Raw genomic sequence first — 25978 nt, 5'->3', positions numbered from 1 at the left:
CCTGGGGGCTTGACGTGAGCGGACAACCCAACACCCGCCTCTCGGACCTGTTCGGCCTGGCCGGCTGGTCCAAGGGGGAACTCGCGAGGCTGGTCAACCGGCAGGCGGCGGCCATGGGCCACCCCCAGCTGTCGACCGACACCTCCCGGGTGCGGCGGTGGATCGACATGGGAGAGATCCCGCGCGATCCGGTACCGCGGGTGCTGGCGGCTCTGTTCACCGAGCGTCTCGGCCGTGTCGTGACCATCGAGGACCTCGGTCTGGTCCGGCACGGGCGTACAGGGAATCGGCCCGGCGGCGGGAGCGTAAAACATCCCGACGATGTGCCGTGGGCGCCCGAACGGACTGCTGCGGTCCTCACCGAATTCACGGGAATGGACCTCATGCTCAACCGACGCGGCTTGGTGGGCGCGGGTGCCGCGCTCGCCGCGGGATCAGCTCTCAGCAGTGCCATGTACGAGTGGCTGCACACCGACCCCACCCTCTCCTCCGACGCTCCTGTCATCGACCATCCCCTCCTCCACCATGCCGACCCCGCCGGGTTCGACCGCTACGAGGCCGCCCCCATCGGAACGGAGGAGGTGGACGAACTCGAGCGCTCGGTGGAGGTGTTCCGGGCCTGGGACGCGGCCCGCGGCGGCGGGCTTCAGCGCAAGGCCGTCGTGGGACAGCTCAACGAGGTGGGCGGCATCCTCGCCTACCACCATCCCTCCCATCTCCAGCGGCGCCTGTGGGGTGTCGCGGCCAACCTCGCCGTCCTCGCGGGCTGGATGTCGCACGACGTCGGTCTGGAGCCCACGGCCCAGAAGTACTTCGTCATCGCCGCCCATGCCGCACGAGAGGGCGGTGACCGGCCGCGGGCCGGCGAGGCGCTCTCCCGGGCGGCCCGTCAGATGGTCCACCTCGGGCGGCCCGACGAGGCCCTCGACCTGATGAAACTCGCCCAGTCCGGATCCGGCGACAACGTGACCGCGCGCACCCGGGCGATGTTCCACACCATCGAGGCCTGGGCGCAGGCGTCGATGGGCAAGGGCCAGGCCATGCGCCGTACCCTCGGTCGGGCGGAGGACCTCTTCGTCTCCGACAAGGGCGACGTCGCACCGCCGTCCTGGATGCAGACCTTCAAGGACGAGGATCTGTACGGCATGCAGGCGCTGGCCTACCGCACGCTGGCCGAGTTCGAGCCGCAGGCGGCCGCGCACGCCCAGTACTACGCGGAGAAGGCGCTGGCGCTGCGCGTCGACGGGCGGGAGCGGTCGAAGATCTTCGACCATCTGTCCATGGCGTCCGCCTGCTTCATCGCCGACGACCCCGAACAGGCGGACCGGTTCGCGCGGCTGGCCCTGATGTCGATGGGGTCGAACTCCTCCCGGCGCACCTGGGACCGGCTGAGCCAGATGTACCGGCTCACCGCGGAGTACGCCAACTACCCGAGGATCAGCGAGTTGCGTGAGGAGATCAGGCTGGCGCTGCCGAAGCAGAAGGGCAGCAGGGGGAGCAAGGGGGGCAACGGCGCCCAGGTGTGAGCGGGTTGTCGTCGGTCGATCCACTCACCGGGTGACCCGGGCGACGAGCACGCAGGCGTCGTCGGCGCGTTCGCTCTCGCCGCACTCCTCCACGACCATCCGCACACACTCCTGCGCGGTGCGCGCCCTGTCCAGACGAGGGGCCAGGCCGAGGAGGCGGTCGGCGGGTGCCAGGCCGTCGGTGTGCAGCAGGAGCAGGTCGCCTTCTTCGAGGGTCTCCTCGGCCTGCCCGTAGGCGGCGCGGGCGGTGGCTCCGAGGAGTACGCCCTCCGGTGCGTCCAGCCGGCGTCCCGTCCCGTCGCGGAACAGCAAGGGGACGGGGTGCCCGGCCTGCGCCCACATCAGGGTGCGGGTGTCCGGCCGGTAGCGGCAGCAGACCGCGCTGCCCAGGGCCGGTTGGACCGTTGCGTCCAGTAACTGGTTGAGCCAGGACATCAGTTGGGCCGGCCGGGTGCCGGCCATGGCCATCCCGCGCAGGGCGCCCAGCAGCATCGCCGTGGTCGAGGTGACGGTCGGGCCGTGGCCGGTGAGGTCACCGACGCTGAGCAGCGTCTGCCCGTCGGAGAGTTCGAGCGCGTCGTACCAGTCGCCGCCGATCTGTGAGGTCGTCGCGGCGGGCAGATAGTGGGCGGCGAGGTCGAGGGAGCGGGGGCCCTGGTGCGGCAGGCGCGGGGAGCCGCGCCACGGTGGCAGCACGGCCTCCTGGAGCTCCACCGCGAGCCGGTGTTCGGTCTGGGCGCGGTGCCGCTGCCGCTGGAGCGAGTCACGGCTCTCGCGTACCGCCCGCTGGCTGCGGCGCAGTTCGCTGACGTCCCGCAGCACGGCCCACATCGAGGTGGTGCCGCCCTCGGAGTCGAGCACGGGCTCGCCCATCATGTGCACGGTGCGGTGCTCGCCGTCCGGGCGTACGACGCGGAACTCGCCGTCGATGGGCCGGGCGTCGATCAGGCAGTCGGTGACCATCGCCGTCAGCTTCGGCCGGTCCTCGTCGAGGACGAGCGCGGGCAGTTCGTCGAGGGTGAGCGGGGGAGCGGCGGGGTCGCGGCCGAGGATCCCGTAGAGCTCCTCGGACCAGACGGCCTCGTCCGTCAGCAGGTTCCACTCCGCGCTGCCGACCCGGCTCAGCAGCGACTCGCGCCGGGGAGCGGACGGCTCGGCGGGCGCGCGCTCGGCGGCCGGCACGGGCGGCGGACCGTCCCGCAACTGGGCCAGGTGCGTGTCGAGGTCGTCGAGTTGATGCAGCGCCAGGTCGTAGAGCGCGCGCTGCCAGCGTCCCTGCGGGTCCGTCGCGTCGCTGCGGGCGTCCTGCCGTACGGCGTCCATGTCGCCCTTGAGCCGCCGGGTCTGCGTGATCAGCGCGTCGACCGAGCCGCGCCCCGGCGGCTGGGCGGCTGAGCGGTCCGCAGAGACATGGGGCGGCATGACGCACTCCGATGCGGGACGGTACGGCGAGGGCTGGCACAAGGGCCGTTACGACTGTTGCACAGCCCGCGACGGCGTGTAAGGGATTTGGCAACACACGATTCGGTGGTGCTTCTGGCATATGCCAGTGTCTTCAGGGAGGGGTGGCGGGAGGTGGTCGGCATGCGCCGGAAGAGGGTCAAGTCGTAGGTGACGTACGTGACTTGGGGGACTCCTGAGGGGGCCGAGGTGACCATCGGTCGCGTGTTCGGCGGGCTGATGTTCCAGGCAACAGTCACTGTGACGCAGGTCACATGAATTGGACACCGCTTTCGCGTAATGCAAGAGGCCCCTGCGAGGTCGTACATGCATGGACATCACTCTTGAACAACCCGTCCGCGCCCGGCTGATCACCGCGGAGGACCAGGAGCTGCCCGTGCCCGCCACGCTCCGCTACGACTCCACCGACCCGTTCGCCGTGCATGTCGACTTCCCGCCGGAGGTCTCCCTCGCGGGCGAGGCCGTCACCTGGACCTTCGGCCGGGCGCTGCTGGAGCAGGGCGTGAGCGGTCCGGCCGGGAGCGGCGATGTGCACATCTGGCCCTGCGGGCCGGTCCGTACGGTGGTGGAGTTCCACTCACCGCTCGGCCTGGCCCTGCTCCAGTTCGACACCGCCGCCCTGCGCCGGTTCCTGCTGCGCAGTTACGCCGTGGTCGCGGCGGGCCGGGAGGATGTCGGCGCCGCCGTCGACCGGGGACTGGAGGCCCTGCTCGGCAATGTCTGAGCCCCGCCGGGTGTCAGTGACCGTCCGCGGTGTACAGGCCCGGGCGCGGGGCGAGTTCGACCGCGACGCGCGTGTCGCTCTCCAGGGCCCGGATCCCGGCCTCGGCGACGACGGAGGCCGCGTAGCCGTCCCAGACGGTCGGACCGGTGACCAGACCGCGCCGGGTGGCGTCGACCCAGGCCTGCACCTCGCGGTCGTAGGCGTCCACGAACCGCACGAGGTAGTCCTGGGGCACGTCCGCGCCGGCTGTGCCCCGTGTGGTGACGAGCATCCCCTGGTCGTCGCCGATACGCGCGCTGCCCGCCTCGCACACGGCCTCGCAGCGCACCTGGTACCCGAAGCCGCAGTTGACGAAGACCTCCACGTCGACCAGGGCGCCCCCGTCGGTCTCGAAGAGCACGAACTGCGGGTCGAGCAGGCCCTGCGGGGCGCCGGCGGAGGGGCGCGGGCGCCGCACGGTGACCGCGGTCAGCTCCTGGCCCAGCAGCCAGCGGGCCGCGTCGATCTCGTGCGACACCGAGCTGTCGATCAGCATCGCGCTGGTGAAGCCCGGCGGCGAGGAGACGTTGCGGTGCACGCAGTGCAGCATCAGAGGCCGGCCGAGCCGACCGTCGTCCAGCAGCGCCTTGAGCCTGCGGTACCCGGCGTCGTAACGCCGCATGAACCCGATCTGCGTCAGTCGCCGCCCCAGCCGGGCCTCCGCCTCCAGCACGCGCAGCGCCCCGGCCGAGTCCGGCACCATGGGCTTCTCGCACAGCACCGGGAGCCCGCGGGCGAAGGCCGCGAGCAGCGCCTCCTGGTGTGCGGGACCGGGCGAGGCGATCAGCACGGCCTCGACACCCGGCGCGTCGAGCGCGGCCTCGACCTCCGTGTGGACCGCCACCCCCTCGATCCCGGCCACGGCCTCCTTCGCGCGCGCGGCGTCGGGATCGGCCACGGCGGCGACCCGGGCCCCGCTCACCACGCGATCGAGGCGGCGTATGTGGTCGGCCCCCATGTGTCCGGCACCCAGCACGGCCACGCCCAGCAGGTCACTCACGCGAACTCACCCTCCCGGTGGACGATCACGCCGTAGCGTACGCCGCCGGTGAAAGCCGCTGAAGGGGCCCCGACCAGGGCAACCGGCCGAACCGCCGCCGAGCGGGGGTCAGTAGCGCAGCACGCCTGCCATCCCGTCCGCGTCGCCCAGTGCGCCGTCGGGTACGAAGCGCACCTCGGCGCCCGTCTCCAGGCACTGCTCGACGATCTCGTCCACGATGTCCTCGCGGGCGTCGAGATCGCCACTCACGGCGGGGACGAGATGGTCGCCGCCGTCGCGGACCGTGATCCGGTAGTTCTCCTCGACGGCCAGCAGCCGGATCCGGCCCTCCCGCGCGCTCTGCCAGAGCTCGTCGACGCCGGCCGCGAACGTCTTGTGTCCACGGGCCGAGTCGAGCTCCCGGGCGACGGCCGCGGTGTTCCGGCGGGCCTCCGCGTCGTGCAGCGGGCGCACCGCCTGCCACACGGCGTCGGGTGTGCCGTGGGAGAGTCCGCCGTGCGGGAGGTGCACCGCGTCCCGGGTGGCTCCGCCCAACTCGTCGAGGAGCGACAGTGCCGCCTGCTCGCCGGTGACGTACAGCGGTCGCGGGTCCTCGCGCAGCAGCCTGCCCAGGGCGGTGTCGGCCTCGCGCAGGAAGTGGCGGGTGTCTTCGTCGCGGAAGGTGCTGGGCAGGTCCCCGATCCGCTCCATGCGTTCGGCGTCGAAGTTCGGCTGGCTCCTGACCAGCGGGAAGCCGCCGGCGTGTTCCTCGGTGACCCGGTCGGCGCCGCCGTTCCACAACGTGACGCGGTCCGGGGAGACCGACAGGACCCAGAACGGGCGTTCGGCGGCCTGGGCCGAGACGAGGTTGCGGGTCAGGAAGGTGTCGGAGAGCACGACGCGTTCGGGGACGGCGCGGGCCAGGGACCACACCTGGTGCTCGCCCGGGGCGGCGTAGATGACCAGGCCGTCCTCGGTGTGCGCCAGGTCGACCTCGGCCAGGGCCCGGTCGAGCTGGTCGGCGACGTCGGCGCGCCGCTCGCGGCTGACCGCCGGGTCGGTCTCCAGCTGTTTCTTCGCCTCGGCCACGACATTGCGCAGCCGGACCCGGTCCTGGGTGTTCTCGGGTTCCCGCCGGTGCGTCGGCGTCAGCACGGACACCGCGGGATAGGGGCGCGGGCGGCGCAGTTCGGAGAGGGTCGCTGGGCTGAGTGCGTGCTCCATATCAGCACGATAGGTCCCAATCGCCTTTAAGGCATTTGGGGCAATACCAGTACATCTTCGGGAACATGCGCAGGGAAGGTCGCACCTGCCCCTTGCTGCGCGGTTCCGTGGAGTTCTGAGCGCGATCTCGTGGGCGCCCGACGGTGACGGCGACCCCCTCGGCCGGTTACCGTACGCGTCAGTAACCGGGACCGCACCGCAGGAGGCACCCATGCCGCAGCTCGAAGTCGACGGCGCAGCACTGACGTACGACGACGAGGGCCCGCGCGACGGCGACGGGGTGCCCCTGGTGTTCGTGCACGGCTGGACGGCGAACCGGCACCGCTGGGACCACCAGGTGGCGCATTTCGCCGAGCGGCGCCGGGTGATCCGGTTCGACCTGCGCGGGCACGGCGAGAGCAGCGGGGCGGGCGTGAAGACGGTCGCGGAGCTGGCGACGGACCTCCTGGCCCTCCTCGACCACCTGGAGATCGAACGGTTCGTGCTGGTCGGCCACTCGATGGGCGGGATGATCTCGCAGACCGTGGCCCTCTCCCACCCCGCACGGGTGGAGCGCATGGTGCTGGTGAACTCCATCGGCCGGATGACGTACAGCCGGGGCAGGGGCCTGCTGATGGGCGTCTCCACCCTCGTCCCCTTCAAGCTGTTCGTCGCCGCCAACATCCAGCGGGCCTTCGCCCCCGGCTACCCCCGCGAGGAGATCCGCGCGTACATCAAGTCCTCCGCGGACACCCCGCGCGAGGTGGTCATGACGCTGTACGGCGCCATGCGTGCCTTCGACGTGCTGGACCGGGTCGGAGAGATCCAGGCCCCGACCCTGATGATCCACGGCTACCACGACATCCAGCTCCCGGTGCAGCAGATGCTGCGCATGGCCAAGGCTTACCCGGACGCCACCGTCCGCGTCCTCGACGCGGGCCACGAACTCCCCGTCGAGAAGCCGGCCGAGCTGACGGCGGCGATCGACGCCTTCGTCACCGTCAAGCCCTCGTAGCCCCAGTAGTCGTAGTCGCAGCCTTCGTGGGCCTCGTGGCCGTCGGCCGCGGGGCCGCTAGAAGCTGTCCGGGTCCGCGGCCTTCCAGTCCGTCTCCCAGGACTCCGGTGGTCCGGCGAGCAGTTCTCCCGGCGCCAGCCACTCGTACAGCTCCGCGTACGAGCGGACCGTGCCCGGCTGCGTCCGCCGGACCAGATGGCCGGGGGTGAGTTCGGCCGGCTCGCGGATGCCCATCGCCGCCATGATCCTGACGGCGTCACGCACCGTCTCCCGCTGGTAGCGCCCGACCCGCCGGGCCTTGTCGGCCACGTTGAGGGCGTGCGCCCGCAGCGGATCCTGGGTCGCGACGCCGGCCGGACAGGTCCCGGTGTGGCACCGCAGGGCGCCGACACAGCCGACGGCGCGCATCATCGCCCGGGCCGCGTTGGTGTAGTCGGCGCCCTGCGCGAGACGGGTGACGATGTCCGCGCCGGTGGCCACCCGGCCGCTCGCCCCGATCCGGACCCGGTCCCGGAGGCCGACGCCGACCAGGGCGTTGTGCACGGTGATCAACCCCTGGGTGAGCGGCATACCGAGGTGCCCGGCGAACCCCGCCGGCCCGGCGCCGGTGCCGCCCTCCGACCCGTCCACCACCACGAAGTCCGGCGTCAGCCCCTCCGCCACCATCGCCCCGCACACCGCGAGGAACTCCCGCCGTGAGCCCACGCACAGCTTGAACCCGGTCGGTTTGCCGCCCGCCAGCTCACGCAACCGTGCCAGGAACAGCACCAGTTCACGCGGCGTCGAGAACACCCGGTGCAAGGGCGGCGACACCACCGTCTCGCCCACCGGGACCTTCCGCTCCCGCGCGATCTCGGCGCTCACCTTCACCCCGGGCAGCACCCCGCCGCTGCCCGGCGCCGCCCCCTGGGACAGCTTCAACGACACACACTTCACCTCGGGCAGCGCCGCCTTGTCCGCGAACTCCCGCGCGTCGAAGCCGCCGTCGGCGCCACGGCAGCCGAAGTACCCCGTCCCGATCTCCCAGACCAGGTCGCCGCCCCCGCGCAGATGGTGCTCCGACAGCCCGCCCTCCCCGGTGTCCTGCGCGAAACGCCCCAGCGCCGCACCCCTGTTGAGGGCGAGGACCGCGCGCGACGACAGCGCCCCGAAGCTCATCGCGGACACGTTCAGCAGCGCCATGTCGTAGGGCTGGGAGCAGTCCGGCCCGCCCACCCGCACCACCGGCGGCTCCTCGGCCGGCTCGACCGGCCGCAGCGACGGCACCAGATACTCGTACGCGTCCCGGTCGCCGCCGAACGGCTCCCGCGCGTCGCCGCTCCCGGGGCGTACACGAACCTCCGCGGCCGGATACCGCAGCCGCCCGACCAACGGATGGTTGCGCAGTGCGGAGCGGCGGCGCTGGAGCAGGTCCCAGCCGCCCAGGCAGGCCGACGCCAGCAGCGGTCCGGCCGCGAGCCACCACCAGGCGGACCGGGCGGACGAGGCGGCGGTAGCCGCGGCCGCGAGGAGACAGACGAGCAGCAGCGGCAGGAACCGGCGCACTCAGTCGTCGTCCTCGTCGGGCGGCCCGCAGGAGCTGCCGCTGGGCGGGAGGGAGCCGTACAGCAGGAAGTCGTCGACCTTGCGGTGCACGCACTTGGACGAGCCGTATCCGGTGTGGCCGTCGCCCTTGTTGTCGAGCACCACGGCCGGGGCACCGAGACGCTTCGCCGTCTCCACGGTCCAGCGGTACGGCGTCGCCGGGTCGCCGCGCGTGCCGACCAGCAGCATCTCCGGGGTGCTCAGGTCCTTCACCTCGTCGCGGATGAAGTCGGTGCCCTTGGGGCGGCCGTAGCACATCAGGACCTCGGTGAGGCGGTACTGGCCGAAGACCGGTGAGGCCTTGTCATAGGCGGCGCGCAGCCGCTTGAGGTCCGCGGTGATCTGCGCGGCCGTGGGGCGGTCGGGGTCGTCGGCGCAGTTGATCGCCATCAGCGCCGCGGGCAGGTTGTCGAGGGGGATGTCCTCCTCGTCGACGAGCGCCCCGGGGGAGGGCTCGCCGCGGCCCGCGGCCCGGAGCGGGAACGGCAGCGGGAGGGCGAAGCCGCCGCTCGCGAAGCTCAGGACCCCGCTGGCGTCCCCGCTCTCGATGAGCTGCGCCAGCGACCGTTCCAGCAGGGGCCACAGCTCCTTGCTGTACAGCCCCTGTCCGAGCGCGCCGACGAGGTCCTGACCGGAGAAGTCCTCGCCGAAGTCGGTCGGCACCGGGTCCTCGTCCAGCGAGCGCACGAGCCGTACGACCGCCTCGCGGGCCACGCGCGGATCCTGCCCGAACGGGCAGGCGATGTCCTTCGTGCACCAGCCGACGAAGTCGTCCAGCGCCACCTGCTGCCCCCGGGCGCCCGCGATGCCCTGCTCGGTGAGCGGCTCGGTCAGGGTGTCGACGCCGTCGAGGACCAGCCGGCCCACCTTGTCGGGGAACCGGGCGGCGTAGACCGCGCCGAGCCGGGTGCCGTACGAGAAGCCCAGGTAGTTGAGCTTCTTGTCGCCGAGCGCCGCGCGCAGCACGTCCAGGTCCTGTGCCGCGTCGACGGTGCCTATGTGCGGCAGCACCGGTCCGGAGTGCTCGGCGCAGTCGGCGGCGGCCTGCTTCAACCGGGTGAGGAGCGCCTGGGGATCGGCGAGGGCCGTGTCGTCGTCCAGGGAGGCCAGCCCGCTGTCCTCACCGTCCCCGCAGCTGACGGGGGAGGAGCGGCCGACGCCACGGGGATCGAGGGTGACCACGTCGTAGCCGTCGGTGAGGTCCATGAACTCCTTGCCGCCGTAGGCGAGTTCAGGGACACCGGGGCCGCCGGGGCCGCCGAAGTTGAGCACCACCGAGCCGCGTTTGTCGCCCGTGGCCCGGTAGCGGCCGAGCGCGAGGTCGAGCGTGCCGGACTTGGGGCGGTCGTAGTCGAGGGGGACGGTCAGGTCGGCGCACTGGAGGTCCTTGGGTATGCCGTCGCCGTCGCACGCCGACCACGTGACCTTCTGGCCGTAGAACCGGGAGAGGTCGGCACGGTCGTCCCCGGCGGCGTTCCGGTTCGCGGTCGCCGTCGGCAGGCCCGCGCCCACCAGGGTCAGTGCGGCGGTGGCGGCGAGCGCGCAGCGTCGCAGCCCGGGCCGCGTCGGCAGCTTGGCCAGCATCAGTGCCTCCAGGGACGCCCGCAGCGGTCCGGGAACGGCGCCCTCGCTCACGATAAGCGGCCTGTCGACGACCCGCCTCCGGGCGGCCGGGGGCCACCGCGGGCCTCTTCGCGGGCCGCGCCCCGCGTGCTCTGTGAGGCCTGTGCGACGGGGGCGACACCAGTTCGACGGGGGGACCGAAGAGGGTTCGAAAAGCGATCGAAAAAGGGATCCAATGGGGTGAAAGGGTGTTCAGGCATAACCCGGATGGTGCGCCGGCGTTCTACCGGGTGCGGGCGAGTGCCCGCGATTCATGTCTGGAAGGCAGGGACCCATGAGACGGGTTACCCGAACCGGTGTGATGGCCGTCGCCGCAGTTTCCGGCGCGATGGCTGTGACACTGCCCGCACACGCCGATTCCGCGGCGGACGGCTCTGCGGCCGGCTCGCCCGGAGTGATCTCCGGCAACGGTGTCCAGCTGCCGGTGCACCTCCCGGTGAACCTGTGCGGGAACACGGTGAACGTGGTGGGCGTGCTGAACCCCGCCGCGGGCAACACCTGCGCCAACAAGGGCGCGGAGGCCGCTCCCGGGGCGCACGGCGCATCCAGCGGGAGCGGTGGCGCCACCGCTCCCGGCACGCACGGCACGCACGGCACGCACGGCACGCACGGCACGCACGGCGCGTCGTCCGGCGGTGGCGCCACCGCGCACGGCGTCGCGCAGGACTCGCCGGGCGTCGTCTCCGGCAACGGTGTCCAGCTGCCGGTCCACCTCCCGGTGAACGTCAGCGGCAACAGCGTGAACGTCGTCGGCATCGCGAACCCGGCGTTCGACAACGAGTCCGTCAACGTGTCCGATGAGGAGCCCGCGCCGCCGGTCGAGCCCGCGCCGCAGCCGCCGACCCGGCACGAACCGCCCTCGGAGCCCGAGCACCCGGGCCCACGGGCCGTCGTTCCGCAGACGCCGGCCGTCGCGCCCCAGAGAGGGATGCCCGAGGCCATGTCCTCGCTCGCCCACACGGGAGCCGACGCCACCCTGCCCGCCCTCGCCGGCAGCGCGGCCCTGCTGCTCGGCGGTGTGGCCCTCCACCGGCGGTTCCGCCCGAACACGGAGCGCTGAGCCGCCCTTTCGGAGCGGGACGGAGTGCAGGCCCCCTCGGTCATGTCGGGCGGGGGCGGGGGGCCTGCGGCGAGCCGGCGCTCTGCACGGGCGGGGCGTCGAAGCGGGGTGCTCGGGCGAGTGGGTCGGACCTGTGGACCGTCGACGCGGCATCATCCGTGGGCGACAGACGGGCCGCCGACCAGCGCGCCCGGCTCGAACTCGGGGTGTCGGGTGTCGGGTGCCGGGTGCCGGGTGCGGTGGCCGGGGGGCCACCCGGTTGTGGTTCTCGGCGAGCACCGTGCCGTCCGCGTCCACCCGTACCGAACCGAACCGAACGGATCGTCGCCGGCCCGCACTGTCTCGGCAGCGAGTTCCACGCAGCGGCGCAGATACGGCCGTTCGGCGGCCTCGACCATGGCGTACGGCTCTCCTCGACGGTTGACCCGGGCTTCGCCGCCGGCCTAGGCGCGGCTCCGCGCGACCGGAAAGGCGTGCCGGCGGCCCAGCGCGACCGCGGTCAGGGCCAGCGCGACCAGCGGCAGCGCCGTCCACGGCAGGGCCCCCGCACCCAGCGCCTCCAGGACCACACCTCCGGTCAGCGAGCCGCCCGCGATGCCCGCGTTGTACACCGTGGTCTGGAGCGAGGTCGCCACGTCCGAGGCGGCGGGCCCCGAGGCGTTCACCAGTGCCGTCTGGATGAGGGTCGGCGCCCCGCCGAAGGCCACTCCCCACAGGGCGGCGGAGACCAGCAGCACGGCGGGCACGTCGGCATACCGGCCGAGGGCGAGCATGACCGCCGCGCAGAGGGCGAGCGCGCCGAGCAGTGTGGCCCGCGGACGCCGGTCCACCAGTAGCCCCGTCCCCCAGATCCCGCCGACCGTGGACGCCCCGAACACCAGCAGCACCACATCCGTACGTCCGAACCCCGCGTGCTCGGCGAAGGGCGCGATGTACGTGTACAGCACCTGGTGGCCCAGCAGCAGGAACAGGGTGACGGAAAGGATCACCGGGAGCCCCGGCAGCAGGGCGACCCGGGCGAGCGGCACTCGCTCGCCCCGTGCCTCGCCCGGAAAGCCCGGGACCCGCCACCGCACCCAGCCCACGAGCAGCACCGCGAGCCCGGACAGCAGCCCGAACGCCGCGCGCCACCCCACCACCTCGGCCAGCGCCGTCCCCGCGGGCACCCCCAGCGACAGCGCGAGCGTGATACCGGCGAGCACGACCGCGATCGCCCGGCCGCGTCGCTCGGCCGGCACCATCCGGGCCGCGTACCCGGCGAGCATCGCCCACAGCGTGCCGCCCATGACACCGGCGACCAGACGCGCGGTGAAGGTGAGGCCGTACGACGACGACAGCGCGACCACCGCGTTGCTCAGCGCGAAGCCCAGCAGGGTGCCGACGAGGACCGGCCGGCGCGGCAGGCCGCGCAGCAGCGCGGTCACCGGGATCGCCGCGACGAACGACGCCACCGCGTACCCGGTGACCAGGAACCCCACCCGGGCCTCGGGAACGCCGAGGGCCGGTGCCATGCGTGGCAGCAGCCCGGCCGGCAGCAACTCGGTGACCACGGCGGTGAAGGCGGCCGTGGACAGGGCGAGCAGCCCCGGCCAGGGCAGGGGCGCGGGCATGGCGGTGCCCTTGACCATGGATGTGGTGGACATGCGACCATGGTCGAACATTCACATCAGTGTGAAGGCAAGCGTGGCCCCGTGAGCCGCTCGCGGAGCGAGCACGGAAAGCGAAGACGGGAAGCGACGAGCGGAGCGCGGCATGAAGATCGGCGACCTCTCCGGCCGCACCGGCGTCCCCACCCGGCTGCTGCGCTACTACGAGGAGCAGGACCTGCTGCACCCCGACCGCGGTGAGAACGGCTACCGCTCCTACGGGGAGGCGGCCGTCCGGGACGTCCAGCAGATCCGCGGGCTGCTCGACTCCGGCCTCACCACCGAGATGATCCGTGCGATCCTGCCGTATCTGTCCGGCCCCGACGAGATCGTCCTGCCCGCGGAGCACCTCACCCCGGAGACCGCCGCCCTCCTCGAGGGGCACATCGACCGCATCCAGGCCCGGATCGACTGTCTGGCCCGCAACCGCGACCGGCTGAGCGCGTACCTGGCGGCGGTGCGGCCGGACGGCGTGGCGACGCCCGGCTCGTCCCGGCACCGGTAATTCCGTTGTCGCGGCCGGGCGGGGGTGCTGGAGTGGGCGCATGGATCATGCCGCGGTACTCGCCCTGTACGACCGGGACATGCGCGAAGGCGCGCGCCCCGAGAGCTCCGACGCGCGCGTCGAACGGACCGGGGGCGTGGTCCGCCATGTCGGCGGCGAGGGCGGCTGGAGCGGGGTGCTCTGGTCGGACCTGGGCGCCGCCGACGCCGACGCGGTGATCGCGGAACAGGTCGCCTACTTCACCGGGATCGGCCACGAGTTCGAGTGGAAGCTGCACGGGCACGACCGTCCGGCCGACCTCGGGCAGCGGCTCACGGCGGCCGGGTTCACCGCCGATGCGGAGGAGACCCTGATGATCGGCGAGACCGCCGACCAGCTGGTCGCCGCCGAACCGCCCGAGGGCGTCCGTATCGTCCCCGTCACGGACCGGGCGGGTGTCGAGCTCATGGTCGAGGCGAACGAAAGGGCGTTCGGCCACGACGGCTCCTGGCTGCGGGACCTCCTGCACGCCCGTCTCGCCGCCGACCCGGACGCGATCGTGGCCGTTCTCGCGATGGCCGGGGACGTGCCGGTGAGCTCGGCGCGGATGGAACTCATCCCGGGAGCGAGGTTCGCGGGCCTGTGGGGCGGCGGCACCGTCGAGGGCTGGCGCGGCCGAGGTGTCTACCGCGCCCTGATCGCCCACCGCGCCCGCATCGCCGCCGACCGCGGCTACCGCTACCTCCAGGTCGACGCCTCCGACCAGAGCCGCCCCATCCTCGAACGCCTGGGCTTCGCGCCGCTGAGCACCACGACGCCGTACGTGTACACGCGGTAGCGCGGCAGGGTCGACGCCCGGGCGGGGTGCGACGCTCCTGGTCCGACGCTTGCCGACCTGTCCGCGGGTGACGGCCGTTCGGCTCGGAGTGTCGTACGCCCGCCCCTCGTCAGCGTCGCGCCTTCGCCCGGTCCAGCGCGGCGACGCCGAACGCGGCCAGGCCGATCTGGATGAGCCACTCGATCCAGTCGACGCCCTTGGTGTCGTCCACGCCGAACGCCGCGGCGAGCACCGATCCGATGAGTGCGGCGACGATGCCCACGGCGATCGTCCACAGCACGCCGATGCGCTGGCGGCCCGGGACGACGAGCCGCCCCAGTACGCCGATGATGATGCCGATGAAGATGGCACTGATGATGCCGTCGATCTCCATCTCCGCCCCTCCGCTTCTCCGCGAGGCCACTTTGCAGTGCTTGTGCCCGCCGGAGGGCGGGACAGTCCGTTCCGCTTGGGCCGTCCGCCCGGGGTGCTGCCGGGTGTTGACGTTTTCGCTCGCGTTATTGCCCGCGTTTGATGTTCATCGCTCAGTCATGCCATGTACCTTTCAATCGTTCCACGCGGGTAGAACCCTCGAATGCGGTATCTACGCGCGCAGATTTTGGCGCCCGCACCCGCCTCGTGTCCCCCCATCCCACGGAGGTTCGCCGGATGCTCGGATCACAGAGATCCCGCCGTAAGGTCACCACCGTCCTGGCCGGTCTCGGGCTGCTCGTCACCGGAGCCGCCCTTCAGGTCAGCACCAGCGCCACGCCCGCCCACGCGGCCACCCCCCACCGCATCCTGTTCGACGACGGCCACGCGGAGGAGGCCGGCAACGCCGACTGGATCATCTCGACCAGCAAGCCCGACCCGCTCTCCCAGGACTCCTCCCCGTCCTCGGAGACGGACTGGACCGGCGCGCTGTCGTCGTGGGGCGTCGCCCTCCAGAAGACCGGCGACTACAGCCTCAAGACCGCCACGAGCGCCCTCACCTACGGCGGCTCGGCCACCACCGACCTGTCGAACTTCGACACGCTGGTCCTGCCGGAGCCCAACACGCTGTTCACCACCGCCGAGAAGACGGCGATCATGAACTTCGTGAAGAACGGCGGCGGCCTGTTCATGGTCTCCGACCACACGGGCGCCGACCGCAACAACGACGGCGAGGACGCGGTCGAGATCTTCAACGATCTGATGACCAACAACAGCGTCGACTCCACCGACCCGTTCGGCTTCTCCGTCGACTCCCTCTCCATCAGCTCCGGCTACCCGGCCGCGATCAGCGACAGCACCGACCCCGTCCTGCACGGCTCCTTCGGCACCGTCACCAAGAGCCTGATCGCCTCCGGCACCACCGCCACCCTCAAGCCGGCCGACAACTCCTCGGTCAAGGGCCTGCTGTACCGCAGCGGCTACTCGGGGAACACCGGCGCCTTCTTCGCCACCAGCACCTTCGGCAGCGGCCGCGTCGCCTTCTGGGGCGACAGCTCACCCATCGACGACGGTACCGGCCAGTCCGGCAACACTCTCTACGACGGCTGGAACGACACCGGCGCCACCAATGCCGCCCTCGCCCTGAACGCCACCGAGTGGCTCTCCGGCGCGAGCGGCAGCGGGGGCGGCGACGACGGCGGCACCGACTGCACCGACACCCAGCTGCTCGGCAACGCCGGCTTCGAGTCCGGCGCCACGACCTGGAGCGCCACCAGCGGCGTCATCACCAACTCCACCAGCGAGTCCGCCCGTACGGGCTCCTACTACGCCTGGCTCGGCGGCAACGGCACCGCCGGAACCGAGACCCTCTCCCAGTCGGCGACCCTCCCGTCCGGCTGCTCCGCAACCCTCAGCCTCTACCTGCACATCGACACCGCGGAGACGACCACCAGCACCGCCTACGACACCCTCCAGGTCCAGGTCCTCAACAGCTCCGGCACGGTGCTGGGCACCCTGGCCTCGTACTCCAACCTCAACGCGGCCTCCGGATACACCCAGCGCAGCTTCAGCCTGAGCGGGTACGCCGGACAGACGGTCACACTCAAGTTCACCAGCACCGAAGGCTCCAAGCTCCAGACCTCGTTCGTCATCGACGACACCGCGCTCAACGTCACCTGACGTCAGGCCGGTTGGGCCGCCCCTGCCGGGCGGCCCAACCGCCGGCCGCCAGCACCTCCTCGGCGATGTCCGGCACCGAGCGCCCGTCGGCCGCCACCCGGACGGTGCCGGCCGGCGCCCGCGCCGAGACCTCCCAGCCCACCGTCGTCCTGCCGACCCCGGCGCGCCCGCCGATCAGCAGGGCCTCCGCGCGGTCCGTCCGGTCGATGCCCGTCACCCCCGGTCAGCGTCCTCCGGCCGGAGGGACCAGGTGCGCAGCAGGACTTCGCGGCCCTTGGCCTGCCGGGGCACGGGCGCCTCGTCGGCGAGCGTGAACCCGCACGCGTGGGCGACCGCCTCGCTCGCCGTGTTCCCGTGTTCGATGCACAACACCAGCCGCCGTGGCCGTAGTTCGCGCAGTGTGAGCTCCGCGACCAGGCGTACCGCCCGGCCGGCGAGGCCCTGCCCGCGGTGCTCGGCGCCCACCCCGTAGGCGAGTTCGGCGTCCCGCTCGTCCGACGCGCTGCGGAACAGCAGCACCTCGCCCCTGGGGCGCCCGCCGTCCGTGGTGATCGCGAGCTGCGCCGTGCGGCCCTCCGCCCGGCTCGTCCGCGCCTTGTCGAGGTAGGCGCGGGCCGCCCGGGCGTCGAAGGGGGAGACGACCGGCGTCCACCGGGCGATCTCGGGGTCGTCGTACACCTCCACCAGGGCGTCGAGATCGTCATCGGTCCATTCGCGCAGGGTGATCCCCACCCCTTCGAGCCGCAGCGGTGCGGGCGGCACGACGAAACTCCCCTTGGTCTCCATGGGTCGATCCTGGCCAGCGGCGGTCCGATTGACATGCAGGTAATTGCCTGCCTAACGTGAAAATGTGCGATCGGGAGCAGGTCCGGGGGCGGACCCGGGCATGGACAAGGTCTTCAAGGCGCTGGCCGACGACACGCGCAGACGGCTTCTCGACCGGCTGCACGAGCGCAACGGCCAGACGCTGGGCGAGTTGTGCGCGCACATCGACATGGCGCGCCAGTCGGTGACCCAGCACCTGGCCGTCCTGGAGGCCGCCCACCTGGTCACGACGATGCGGCGGGGGAGGGAGAAGCTGCACTACCTCGATCCGGTCCCGCTCCACGAGATCCAGGAACGGTGGATCGACAAGTTCGAGCGCCCGCGGCTGCGCGCGCCCTCCGAATCCGGCCGCACGCCGCCCTCGTCCGGCTCACCGTGACCCATGAGGATCTCGAGCCCGAGGGGCCCGCGAGAGGTCACCGGGCGACACGCGGTACGAGGGCCGGGCCGGTCCGCATGCGCGGATCGGCCCGGCCGTCGTCCGGGGTGCGACAGGGTCTCTACGGCTGCGGGGTGCTCTTCGCCGCCGTGGCGGTGCACATCAGCCCCAGGATCAGGGCCAGGGCGCCGATGATGATGTTGTTGACCGCGACACCGGCGTCCGGGCTGTCGCCGACGACCCACGGCGCGATGATCATCCAGATGCCCAGCGCGCACATGGCCCAGCTCAGGCCGTACATCCGCGCGGGAGCCGCGGTGAAGCCGAGGGCCAGCAGGCCGATCGCGATCCCGACGATCAGGTTGTGGGTCATGAGCGCGGGCTGGCTTGCGGTGTAGTGGAGGATCCACGGGGACACGGCGCAGTACAGACCGAGCAGGAACACCGGTCCGTCCACGAGCGCCACATCACGACCACCGAGCATGCGGGCGTACCGCGCCTGCATCTCGGGAACATCGGGGTGCGTCGACATGTCACCTCTGGTGGGCGAGACGTTGGCCATGATTCGTCTCCTTTGACTCTCAGGCCCGACCGCTTCGGAGCGGTGTGCGGTAAGTGCCGCGCCTGTCCATTCTGCTCTTATTTATTCTTTATGTGTAGAGGTCGCACGCACTGTTCCGCTATCCGGATATTCGTCCCTCCGGTAAAGAATCCCAGCCTCGCGCCAATCCGCTTCCGCCGCGGCCTCGGATTACTCGCGACGGCCCCGGACCGGGGCCGGCCGGGAGGAGCGGACGATGGACTGGACGACAGCGGCGACCGGCGACGAGCCGCGCGGGGGACCCGGAGCAGGGTCCGACGGGCGACGGCGGACGGCGGTCGTGGGCAGCGGGGTGGCCGGGCTGACCGCCGCGCATGTGCTGCGTCGCGGAAACCGCCGGGTCACGCTCTACGAGGCCGACGACCGGCTCGGCGGACACGCCCACACCCACGCCCTCACCGCACCCGACGGCCGGGTCCACCGCGTCGACTCCGGGTTCATCGTGCACAACCGCCGTACCTACCCCCACCTGCTGCGGCTCTTCGACGATCTCGGCGTCTCCACCCAGGAGTCGGAGATGAGCATGTCCGTACGGTGCGACGGCTGCGGGCTCGAGTACACCGGAGCCCGCGGCCCGGCCGGCCTCCTGGCCCGGCCGCGCAACGCCGTGCGCCTTCCCTATCTGCGCATGCTCGCCGAGGTCCCCGCCTTCCACCGCGCGGCCCGCCGGCTGCTGGCCCACGGAGCCGAGGACACCTTCACCCTGGGGGAGTTCCTCGACCGCGAGGGCTTCTCCGCCTATTTCCGCGCGCACTTCATGACGCCGGTCGTCGCGGCCGTCTGGTCCTGCGACGCCGCCACCGCCCAGCGCTACCCGGTCGCCTACCTGTTCCGGTTCCTGGAGCACCACGGGATGCTCGCGATCGGCGGCTCCCCGGTGTGGCGCACGGTGACCGGCGGCTCGCGCGCATACGTCGAGCGGGTCGCCGAGCGCCTGGACGCCGTCCGCACCGGTACCCCCGTACGGGCCGTGCGGCGCACCCCGGACGGCGCCGAGATCACCACCGACGACGGCGTGACCGAGGCCTACGACGCCGTGGTGATCGCCGTCCACCCCGACCAGGCGCTGCGGATGCTCGCCGACGCCACCCCGCGGGAGAAGGAGGTGCTCGGGGCGTTCCGCTACGCGCGCAACGTCACCCTCCTGCACACCGACACCGCGGTCCTCCCGCGCGCCCGTCGCGCCCGGGCCTCCTGGAACTACCTGATGCCGTCCTGCGCCGCGGGCGCCGACCACGTCCGGGTCAGCTACGACATGAACCGGCTCCAGCGGCTCGACGCGGCCGAGCCGTACGTGGTCACCCTCGGCGGCGAGGACCGTGTCGACCCCGGCCGGATCCTCGCCCGCATGGCCTACGAACACCCCGTCTACACCCCGGAGTCGGTCGCCGCCCAGCGGGCCCTGCCCGGTCTGGACACCACCGTCACCGCGTTCGCGGGCGCCTACCACGGCTGGGGGTTCCACGAGGACGGCTGCCGTTCCGGCGTGATGGCGGCGGCCGCCCTGGGGGTGCGGTGGTGACCCCCCGGAGCGCGCCGGCCGAGCGGGTCACCCTGACGCCCGCCCTCTACCCCTGCACGGTCACCCATGTGCGCACCGCACCCCTCCGGTACGTGCTGCGCCACCGCACCCACCTGTGGCTGGTCGACGTCGACCGTCCGCCCGAACTCCCGCGCCCACTGCGGGCGTTGGCCCGATTCGACCCGCGCGACCACTTCGCCGGCGACGAGCCCGGCATCCGGGCGGGCCTGGACGCCTTCCTCGCGGCGCACGGCGTCGACCTGGCGGGCGGCCCGGTGCTCATGCTCACCCAGGCCCGCGTGCTCGGACACGTCTTCAACCCGCTCACCCTCTACTGGTGCCACGGCCCCGACGGCGAGCCGCGCTGCGTGGTCGCCGAGGTCCACAACACCTACGGCGAACGCCACTGCTATCTGCTCGACACGGACGCCGACGGCAGGGCACGGACCGACAAGGCGTTCCACGTCTCGCCGTTCTTCCCCGTCGACGGCCACTACCGCATGCGGCTGCCCAGGCCGGACGAGCGGCTCGACCTCACCGTGCACCTCGACCGCGCGGGCGGGCGCCCCTTCACCGCAACCGTGCGGGGCACGCGACGGGAAGCGACGAACGGGCGGCTGCTGCGCCTGGCGCTGCGCCGCCCCTGGTCCACCGTCGCCGTGTCCGCCGCCATCCGACTGCACGGCATCCGCCTGTATCTGCGCGGCCTGCCCGTGCGACCCCGACCCGACCACCGCACCGGAGAGAACACCCCATGACGTACGTCGAGCCCCGCCCCGCCACCGTGCGGCGGGGCGCCTGCCACGCCGTCCCGCACACGGACGCCGCCCACTGGCCCGGCGTGGCCGCACCGCCGTCCGCCGCACGCGTCCGGACCGCCGTGACCGGCGCCGTCGTCCGCCGGGCGCTGGACCGGCTGCCGCTGCGGGCACGCTACGCGGACGGCACCTCCGTGGGCCGGGGCGGGCCGCTGCTGGAGATCCGGGACCCGCGCGCCTTCCACGCCCGGATCGGCGCCCAGGGCCTGATCGGCTTCGGCGAGTCCTACATGGCCGGCGAGTGGGACGCGCCCGACCTGGTGGCCCCGCTCACCGTGCTCGCCGCCCACGCGGCCGACCTGATCCCCGCCCCGCTCCAGCGACTGCGCGGCCGGTGGGCACAGCGGCAGCCGCATCACCGGCGCAACACCCCGGACAACGCCCGCGCCAACATCAGCCGCCACTACGACCTGTCCAACGACCTCTTCACGCTGTTCCTGGACGACACGCTCACCTATTCGTCGGCGCTCTTCCGCGGCTTCCCCGCCCACTGGGACCTGCTCACCGCCGCCCAGCACCGCAAGATCGACCGTCTGCTCGACCTCGCGCGCGTCGGGCACGGCACCCGGCTGCTGGAGATCGGCACCGGCTGGGGCGAACTGGCGCTCCGGGCAGCGGCGCGCGGCGCCCACGTCACCTCGCTCACCCTCTCCGGCGAACAGCGCGACCTCGCCCTCGCCCGGATCCGGGACGCCGGCCTCGCCGACCGCGTCGCGGTCGAGCTGTGCGACTACCGCGAGGCCCGCGGCAGCTACGACGCCGTCGTGAGCGTCGAGATGATCGAAGCCGTCGGCGAGGAGTTCTGGCCGGTCTACTTCCGCACCCTCGACGACCGCCTGGCCCCCGGCGGCCGGGCCGCCCTCCAGGCCATCACCATGCCCCACGAGCGGATGCTGGCCAGCCGGGACACCCACACCTGGATCCAGAAGTACATCTTCCCCGGCGGCCTGCTGCCCTCCGTCGAGGCCGTCGAGCGCACGGTCCGCGACCACACCCGGCTGACCGTCGCCCGCCGCGACCGCTTCGGCGCGCACTATGCCGAGACCCTGCGGCTGTGGCGCGAACGGTTCACCGAGCGCGCCGACGAGGTCGCAGCCCTCGGCTTCGACGCCACCTTCCGCCGGATGTGGACCCTCTACCTCGCCTACTCCGAGGCCGGCTTCCGCTCCGGCTACCTCGACGTCCAGCAGTACCTGTTCGCCAAGGAGGACCCGACCCGATGACCGACGTGCGCACCGCCCGCACCGCGCGGCCCGGCACCGCCCACCGGCTCGCCGCTCTCGCCGAGGACGTGCTCGGCACGGCCCTGCCCGTCCGGCTGCGCGCCTGGGACGGCAGCGAGGCGGGCCCGGCCGACGGCCCCGTCGTGGTCGTACGCTCCCGCCGCGCCCTGCGCCGCCTGCTCTGGGAACCCGGCGAACTCGGCCTCGCCCAGGCCTATGTGACCGGCGAACTCGACGTCGAGGGCGACCTCGCGCACGCGCTGCGCACCCTCTGGGCCGCCGCCCGGGAACGGGGCCCGCACGCCCCGCGTCCCGGCCTCGCCGACCGCACCCGCGCCGCGGCAGAGGCGCTGCGGCTCGGCGCCGTCGGACCGCGTCCGGCCCCGCCCGCCGCCCGGGCCCGGCTGCGCGGCGGCCTGCGCGGCCGGGCCCGCGACCGGGCGGCGATCAGCCACCACCACGACCTGTCCGACGACTTCTACCGCCTCCTCCTCGGCGAGCCGATGGCCTGGTCGTGCGGCTACTGGGCGGACGAGGAAGCCGACCGCACACCCGCCGAGGCCCAGTACGCCAAGCTGGAGCTGGTCTGCCGCAAGCTCGCCGTCGTCCCCGGCGCGCGACTGCTCGACATCGGGTGCGGCTGGGGCTCGCTCACCCTGTACGCCGCCGAGCGGCACAAGGCACAGGTCACCGCCGTCACCCTGGCGCACGAACAGGCCGCGTTCGTACGGCGCGAGGTGCGTGAACGGGGCCTGGAGCACCGGGTCGAGGTGGTGTGCCAGGACTACCGGGACATCGACGGCGGGGCCTACGACGCCGTCGCCGCCATCGAGATGGGCGAGCACGTCGGGGACGCCGAGTACCCCGCCTTCGCCGCCGCGCTGCGTCGGCTGGTCCGCCCGCGCGGCCGGGTGCTCGTGCAGCAGATGTCGCGAGGGCGGAACGCGCCCGGCGGCGGTCCGTTCATCGAGGCGTACATCGCTCCCGACATGCACATGCGGCCGCTCGGCGAGACCGTCACGCTCCTGGAGGGCGGCGGTCTCGAGGTGCGGTCCGTCGAGTCGCTGCGCGAGCACTACGTGCGCACCGTCGCCGCCTGGCACCGCACGCTGGAGGACCGCTGGGCCGACGTGGTGCGGCTCGTCGGTGAGGAGACGGCCCGGGTGTGGCGGCTCTGTCTGGCCGGCGGGGCGCTCGCCTTCGAGGAGGGCCGCATGGGCGTCGACCAGATCCTCTGCGTGCGGCCGACCTCGCTCGGGGACAGCGGGATGCCCGGCAGCCCGGAGGGCTGGTACGCGGGGCCGGCGCGGCCATGAGCGGGTTCCCCTGGGGCGCGTTCGCGCTCAACCTCGCCTGGGCCGCAGCGGCCGTCCTCGCCGTCCTGCTCGCCACCTTCGCCCTGGCCGTACGCAAGGGCGTACACCGTCTCGTGGACGTCGCCTGGGGACTCGCCTTCACCGCCGTCGCCCTCGTGACCTTCGCGGCCTCCGCCGGGCACGGCGACACCGGGCGCCGTGTCCTGGTGACCGTCCTGACGGCCGTGTGGGGACTGCGGCTGGCCGCGCACATCGCGCGCCGCGGCCGCGGCCACGGAGAGGACCCCCGCTATGAGGCGATGCTGGCGAAGGCTCCCGGCAGCCGGAACCTGTACGCGCTGCGCATGGTGTACCTGCTTCAGGGCGCCCTGGTGTGGCTGGTGTCGCTGCCGGTCCAGGCCGCGCAGTACGTGCCGGAGCCGATGACCGCGCTCGCCTGGGCCGGCACCGCGCTGTGGGCGGTGGGGCTGTTCTTCGAGGCGGTGGGCGACGCCCAGCTGGCCCGGTTCAAGGCGGATCCGGCCACCCGGGGCCGGGTCATGGACCGCGGCCTGTGGCGCTACACCCGGCACCCCAACTACTTCGGGGACTTCTGTGTCTGGTGGGGTCTCTTCCTCGTCGCGTGCGACTCCGCCGCCTCGGCCCTGGTCGGCGTCGTCTCCCCGCTCGTGATGAGCTTCCTGCTGATCAGGGGCAGCGGAAAGCCGCTCCTGGAACGGCACATGGCCGAGCGGCCCGGTTACGCCGCGTACGTCTCCCGGACGAGCGGCTTCTTCCCGCGGCCGCCCAGGCGCTGACCCGGGCGGCCGTCCGGATCAGGTGGGGAACGGCAGCAGCGCGACGGGCCGGGAGGTGGGCTCCTTCGAGCCGCCGGCCGGCTCGACCGTGATGCCCATCGCGGACGCGTCGTCCACCGTCCCCCGCAGCACCACCGCCTGGCTCGTGCGACGCGGGTCCATCAGCCCCGCGTCGCGCATGACACCGTGCTCGTCGAACCACAGCTGGTAGACCTTGCCGCCGGGCGGTTCGGCCATCCCGGCGGCGAGGAACACGGCACGGTCGCGGCTCGTCGACACGACCACCGTCCCCTCGGCCCCGTCCGCCAGCCGGACCGTGCGCGAGCGGGCGTCGGGCGCGGCGAGCACCGCGGACAGCTCAGCGGACGCGTGCCGGGAGCGGCCGGCCTCGGCCCGGGCGTCCTCGGCGCGCTGGTACTGCCACACCGTCGTGCCGCCCAGCGCGGCCGTCGCCGCCAGAGAGGCGGCCAGGATCCAGCGGGACGCCCACCACGCCCTTCGTGCCCTGCGTTCCCGGCGGTCCCGGGGCGTCCTGGCCGGGGTGGCCTGCCGGACCTCGGCGATCCGCCGCAGCACCTGGTCCCGCCCGCCCGGCGTCGGCCGCAGCGACACCGCAAGGCCCAGCCGGGCGGCCGTCGCGGTGAACTCCGCGACCTCACGGGCACAGGCCTCGCAGTCGGCGAGATGGTGTTCGAAGGCGGCGCGCTCGTCGTCCTCCAGGGCGTGCAGGGCGTACGCGCCCGACAGCGTGTGCAGATCCGACGTGATCACGCGCTCACCCCCAGGCAGTCGCGCAACCGGATCAGCCCGTCGCGGAGCCGGGTCTTCACCGTGCCGAGGGGCACCGCCAGCGCCTCGGCGACCTGCCGGTAGGTCAGCCCGCGGTAGTAGGCGAGTTCCACCGCCTGCCGCTGGAGCTCGGTCAGTGTGCGCAGACAGCGCCGGACCTGCTCCCGTTCCAGCCGGGCCTCGACCTGCTCGATGACCTCGTCGTACTCGGGCGCGTGGTCGAGCAGGGCGGCCCGGTGCTCGCGCGCCGCCGCGGCCTGCACCGAGCGGACCCGGTCGACGGCCCGCTGGTGCGCCATGGTCAGGACCCAGTTGACGGCCGAGCCGCGCTCGGGACGGTACCGGGGAGCCGAGCGCCACACCTCCACCAGCACCTCCTGGGCCACCTCCTCCGACTGTGCCCGGTCCCGCAGCACCGCGCGCACCACCCCCAGCACCGGCCCCGCGACGATGTCGTAGAGACCGGCGAAGGCCTCCTGGTCGCCCAGGGCCACCGCGCCCAGCAGCTCCTGGGGATCCGGCTGGGAGGCCGGGTTCCGGCCGATGTGGACGGCTTCTTTCACGGGGGGATCCTTCGGGAGTGCGGCATGTCCGGACGTAATCCGGTGCACGAGGGGCGGGGGATTGGTCCGCGCCCGCCATTCCGCGGCGAACTCGAACGCAGCGTTTGTGCGTCGAATTCGGGTTCGCCCGGGGAACGCGCGTGCGGAAAGGGCGTCTCAGTCGTGCGGCCCGGGCTCCAGGCGGCCGCGCAGCCGCAGCATGCCGCGCCGGGCGTGGCTCTTGACCGTGCCCAGCGGCCAGCCCGTGCGCTCGGCGATCTGCGTCTGCGTCAGGTCCTCGTAGAAGGTCAGCCGCAGCACCCGTCGCTGGGGTGCCGGGAGCCGGGCGAGCTCGCCGCGCACCAGTACGCGGTCCAGGGCCTCCTCGGGACGACCGCGGCCGGGGTCGCGCAGGGTCAGCCAGGAGCCGGCCGAGGCGACGAGTTCCTGACGGCGGGTCCGGGCGGCCAGCGCGTCGGCGATCTTGCGCCGGGTGATGCCCACGATCCAGCCGCCGAGCGCGCCCCGCTCGGGCCGGTAGCCCGCACGGCCGCTCCACACCCCGAGGAACACCTGCTGCGTGACGTCCTCGGCCTCCCTGGCGTCGCCCAGGGAACGCCAGGCGAGCGAGTGCACCAGGGTGCGCCAGCGGCGGTACACGGCGGCCAGGGACGCCGCGTCCCCCGACGCCAGGCCCCGGGCGAGTTCCTCGTCGGCGAGCGACTCCTGCGTCGGGGCGGGAGAGGGTACGGCGGTCGGCTGCGGGCTCATGACGACGGCTCCTCGTGTCGGGCGGCCTGCGCTCAGGCCGTTCCGGGACGTCCTCCGGGGCGTGCCCCGGTGACCTCATCCTGCGAGCCGCACACCAGACGCCTCAACATGCGTCGTTTCTG

Annotated in this window: 25 protein-coding genes and 2 pseudogenes; 13 read left to right on the top strand and 14 right to left on the bottom strand. The window is 72.9% G+C overall.

What is annotated here, in order from left to right:
• Window positions 1-14: 14 nt before the first annotated feature.
• Window positions 15-1526: a DNA-binding protein NsdB gene (locus tag G9272_RS04440; protein ID WP_171395308.1), complete on the top strand. Its 1512-nt coding sequence runs from the start codon at window positions 15-17 to the stop codon at window positions 1524-1526.
• A 24-nt stretch (window positions 1527-1550) separates the two neighbouring features.
• Here G9272_RS04440 and G9272_RS04435 read toward each other — a convergent pair whose 3' ends face one another.
• Complete coding sequence (locus G9272_RS04435; RefSeq protein ID WP_171395307.1) at window positions 1551-2948, bottom strand: PP2C family protein-serine/threonine phosphatase; 1398 nt, start codon at window positions 2946-2948, stop codon at window positions 1551-1553.
• 349 nt (window positions 2949-3297) lie between these two features.
• On the opposite strand from G9272_RS04435, the gene G9272_RS04430 reads away from it, so the two are divergent.
• The gene (locus tag G9272_RS04430) at window positions 3298-3711 is read left to right on the top strand and encodes an SsgA family sporulation/cell division regulator (RefSeq protein WP_171395306.1); all 414 of its coding nucleotides are present in this window, start codon (window positions 3298-3300) and stop codon (window positions 3709-3711) included.
• Window positions 3712-3724: 13 nt separating this feature from the next.
• Here the strand turns inward: G9272_RS04430 and G9272_RS04425 are convergent, their stop codons facing one another.
• Window positions 3725-4750, bottom strand: coding sequence for a Gfo/Idh/MocA family protein (locus G9272_RS04425; RefSeq protein ID WP_171395305.1), 1026 nt, complete (start codon window positions 4748-4750; stop codon window positions 3725-3727).
• A gap of 108 nt (window positions 4751-4858) precedes the next feature.
• The gene (locus G9272_RS04420; protein ID WP_171395304.1) at window positions 4859-5953 is read right to left on the bottom strand and encodes a baeRF3 domain-containing protein; all 1095 of its coding nucleotides are present in this window, start codon (window positions 5951-5953) and stop codon (window positions 4859-4861) included.
• Window positions 5954-6164: 211 nt separating this feature from the next.
• On the opposite strand from G9272_RS04420, the gene G9272_RS04415 reads away from it, so the two are divergent.
• Complete coding sequence (locus tag G9272_RS04415) at window positions 6165-6947, top strand: alpha/beta fold hydrolase (RefSeq protein WP_171395303.1); 783 nt, start codon at window positions 6165-6167, stop codon at window positions 6945-6947.
• A 57-nt stretch (window positions 6948-7004) separates the two neighbouring features.
• On the opposite strand, the gene G9272_RS04410 is transcribed toward G9272_RS04415, so the two are convergent.
• Window positions 7005-8492, bottom strand: a complete 1488-nt coding sequence (locus tag G9272_RS04410) for an FMN-binding glutamate synthase family protein (protein WP_171395302.1) — start codon at window positions 8490-8492, stop codon at window positions 7005-7007.
• Window positions 8493-10115 carry an alpha/beta hydrolase gene (locus tag G9272_RS04405; protein WP_171401836.1) on the bottom strand — a complete coding sequence of 541 codons (1623 nt, stop codon included), beginning with the start codon at window positions 10113-10115 and terminating at the stop codon, window positions 8493-8495. It lies immediately after the preceding gene.
• A gap of 340 nt (window positions 10116-10455) precedes the next feature.
• Here G9272_RS04405 and G9272_RS04400 point away from each other — a divergent pair, with 340 nt between their 5' ends.
• A complete protein-coding gene (locus G9272_RS04400) occupies window positions 10456-11214 on the top strand; it encodes a chaplin (protein ID WP_171401835.1) in 759 nt (252 codons plus the stop codon).
• Window positions 11215-11341: 127 nt separating this feature from the next.
• Here the strand turns inward: G9272_RS04400 and G9272_RS46365 are convergent.
• Together G9272_RS46365 and G9272_RS04395 are read right to left on the bottom strand one after the other, a co-directional pair.
• Window positions 11342-11612: pseudogene (locus G9272_RS46365) on the bottom strand (nucleoside deaminase); the annotation flags it as partial.
• A gap of 45 nt (window positions 11613-11657) precedes the next feature.
• Window positions 11658-12857 carry an MFS transporter gene (locus G9272_RS04395; RefSeq protein WP_171395301.1) on the bottom strand — a complete coding sequence of 400 codons (1200 nt, stop codon included), beginning with the start codon at window positions 12855-12857 and terminating at the stop codon, window positions 11658-11660.
• Window positions 12858-12966: 109 nt separating this feature from the next.
• On the opposite strand from G9272_RS04395, the gene G9272_RS04390 reads away from it, so the two are divergent.
• Both G9272_RS04390 and G9272_RS04385 read left to right on the top strand, forming a co-directional pair.
• Window positions 12967-13365, top strand: a complete 399-nt coding sequence (locus G9272_RS04390; RefSeq protein WP_171395300.1) for a MerR family transcriptional regulator — start codon at window positions 12967-12969, stop codon at window positions 13363-13365.
• A gap of 40 nt (window positions 13366-13405) precedes the next feature.
• The gene (locus G9272_RS04385) at window positions 13406-14182 is read left to right on the top strand and encodes a GNAT family N-acetyltransferase (RefSeq protein WP_171395299.1); all 777 of its coding nucleotides are present in this window, start codon (window positions 13406-13408) and stop codon (window positions 14180-14182) included.
• A 109-nt stretch (window positions 14183-14291) separates the two neighbouring features.
• Here the strand turns inward: G9272_RS04385 and G9272_RS04380 are convergent, their stop codons facing one another.
• Window positions 14292-14555, bottom strand: a complete 264-nt coding sequence (locus G9272_RS04380) for a GlsB/YeaQ/YmgE family stress response membrane protein (RefSeq protein ID WP_171395298.1) — start codon at window positions 14553-14555, stop codon at window positions 14292-14294.
• 275 nt (window positions 14556-14830) lie between these two features.
• Between G9272_RS04380 and G9272_RS04375 the strand changes: the two genes are divergently transcribed.
• On the top strand, window positions 14831-16273 hold the full coding sequence (locus G9272_RS04375) for a hydrolase (RefSeq protein WP_171395297.1): 1443 nt from the start codon (window positions 14831-14833) through the stop codon (window positions 16271-16273).
• Here the strand turns inward: G9272_RS04375 and G9272_RS04370 are convergent.
• The gene (locus G9272_RS04370; protein WP_171394562.1) at window positions 16266-16490 is read right to left on the bottom strand and encodes a hypothetical protein; all 225 of its coding nucleotides are present in this window, start codon (window positions 16488-16490) and stop codon (window positions 16266-16268) included. The two genes, G9272_RS04375 and G9272_RS04370, sit on opposite strands and share 8 nt — an antisense overlap.
• Entirely contained in the window at window positions 16487-17059 is a 573-nt protein-coding gene (locus G9272_RS04365; RefSeq protein ID WP_171395296.1) for a GNAT family N-acetyltransferase, read from the bottom strand. Before G9272_RS04365 ends, G9272_RS04370 begins: the two co-directional genes overlap by 4 nt.
• Before the next feature lie 100 nt (window positions 17060-17159).
• Between G9272_RS04365 and G9272_RS04360 the strand changes: the two are divergent.
• A pseudogene (locus G9272_RS04360) lies at window positions 17160-17432 on the top strand (ArsR/SmtB family transcription factor); the annotation flags it as partial.
• Window positions 17433-17598: 166 nt separating this feature from the next.
• Here the strand turns inward: G9272_RS04360 and G9272_RS04355 are convergent.
• Window positions 17599-18039 carry an SPW repeat protein gene (locus tag G9272_RS04355; RefSeq protein WP_171395295.1) on the bottom strand — a complete coding sequence of 147 codons (441 nt, stop codon included), beginning with the start codon at window positions 18037-18039 and terminating at the stop codon, window positions 17599-17601.
• 235 nt (window positions 18040-18274) lie between these two features.
• Between G9272_RS04355 and G9272_RS04350 the strand changes: the two genes are divergently transcribed.
• The 5 genes from G9272_RS04350 to G9272_RS04330 are packed head-to-tail and all read left to right on the top strand — an operon-like array spanning window position 18275 to window position 23754.
• Window positions 18275-19600: an NAD(P)/FAD-dependent oxidoreductase gene (locus G9272_RS04350; protein WP_437184251.1), complete on the top strand. Its 1326-nt coding sequence runs from the start codon at window positions 18275-18277 to the stop codon at window positions 19598-19600.
• Window positions 19597-20358: a DUF1365 domain-containing protein gene (locus G9272_RS04345; RefSeq protein WP_437184250.1), complete on the top strand. Its 762-nt coding sequence runs from the start codon at window positions 19597-19599 to the stop codon at window positions 20356-20358. The genes G9272_RS04350 and G9272_RS04345 overlap by 4 nt, the downstream gene beginning before the upstream one ends.
• Window positions 20355-21641, top strand: coding sequence for a class I SAM-dependent methyltransferase (locus G9272_RS04340; RefSeq protein WP_171395293.1), 1287 nt, complete (start codon window positions 20355-20357; stop codon window positions 21639-21641). The genes G9272_RS04345 and G9272_RS04340 overlap by 4 nt, the downstream gene beginning before the upstream one ends.
• Window positions 21638-22957, top strand: a complete 1320-nt coding sequence (locus G9272_RS04335) for an SAM-dependent methyltransferase (protein WP_171395292.1) — start codon at window positions 21638-21640, stop codon at window positions 22955-22957. Before G9272_RS04340 ends, G9272_RS04335 begins: the two co-directional genes overlap by 4 nt.
• On the top strand, window positions 22954-23754 hold the full coding sequence (locus G9272_RS04330) for a DUF1295 domain-containing protein (protein ID WP_171395291.1): 801 nt from the start codon (window positions 22954-22956) through the stop codon (window positions 23752-23754). The genes G9272_RS04335 and G9272_RS04330 overlap by 4 nt, the downstream gene beginning before the upstream one ends.
• An 18-nt stretch (window positions 23755-23772) precedes the next feature.
• Here G9272_RS04330 and G9272_RS04325 read toward each other — a convergent pair whose 3' ends face one another.
• The 3 genes from G9272_RS04325 to G9272_RS04315 form a co-directional block, all read right to left on the bottom strand.
• Window positions 23773-24525 carry an anti-sigma factor gene (locus tag G9272_RS04325; protein WP_171395290.1) on the bottom strand — a complete coding sequence of 251 codons (753 nt, stop codon included), beginning with the start codon at window positions 24523-24525 and terminating at the stop codon, window positions 23773-23775.
• Window positions 24522-25106 carry a sigma-70 family RNA polymerase sigma factor gene (locus G9272_RS04320; RefSeq protein ID WP_171395289.1) on the bottom strand — a complete coding sequence of 195 codons (585 nt, stop codon included), beginning with the start codon at window positions 25104-25106 and terminating at the stop codon, window positions 24522-24524. The genes G9272_RS04325 and G9272_RS04320 overlap by 4 nt, the downstream gene beginning before the upstream one ends.
• A 156-nt stretch (window positions 25107-25262) precedes the next feature.
• Window positions 25263-25856 carry a sigma-70 family RNA polymerase sigma factor gene (locus tag G9272_RS04315; protein WP_171395288.1) on the bottom strand — a complete coding sequence of 198 codons (594 nt, stop codon included), beginning with the start codon at window positions 25854-25856 and terminating at the stop codon, window positions 25263-25265.
• Window positions 25857-25978: the final 122 nt, after the last annotated feature.

This window comes from Streptomyces asoensis, from assembly GCF_013085465.1.
Lineage (GTDB): Bacteria > Actinomycetota > Actinomycetes > Streptomycetales > Streptomycetaceae > Streptomyces > Streptomyces cacaoi_A.
The sequence above is the reverse complement of the archived record's forward strand: the minus strand, read 5'-3'. Positions and strand labels throughout refer to the sequence as shown.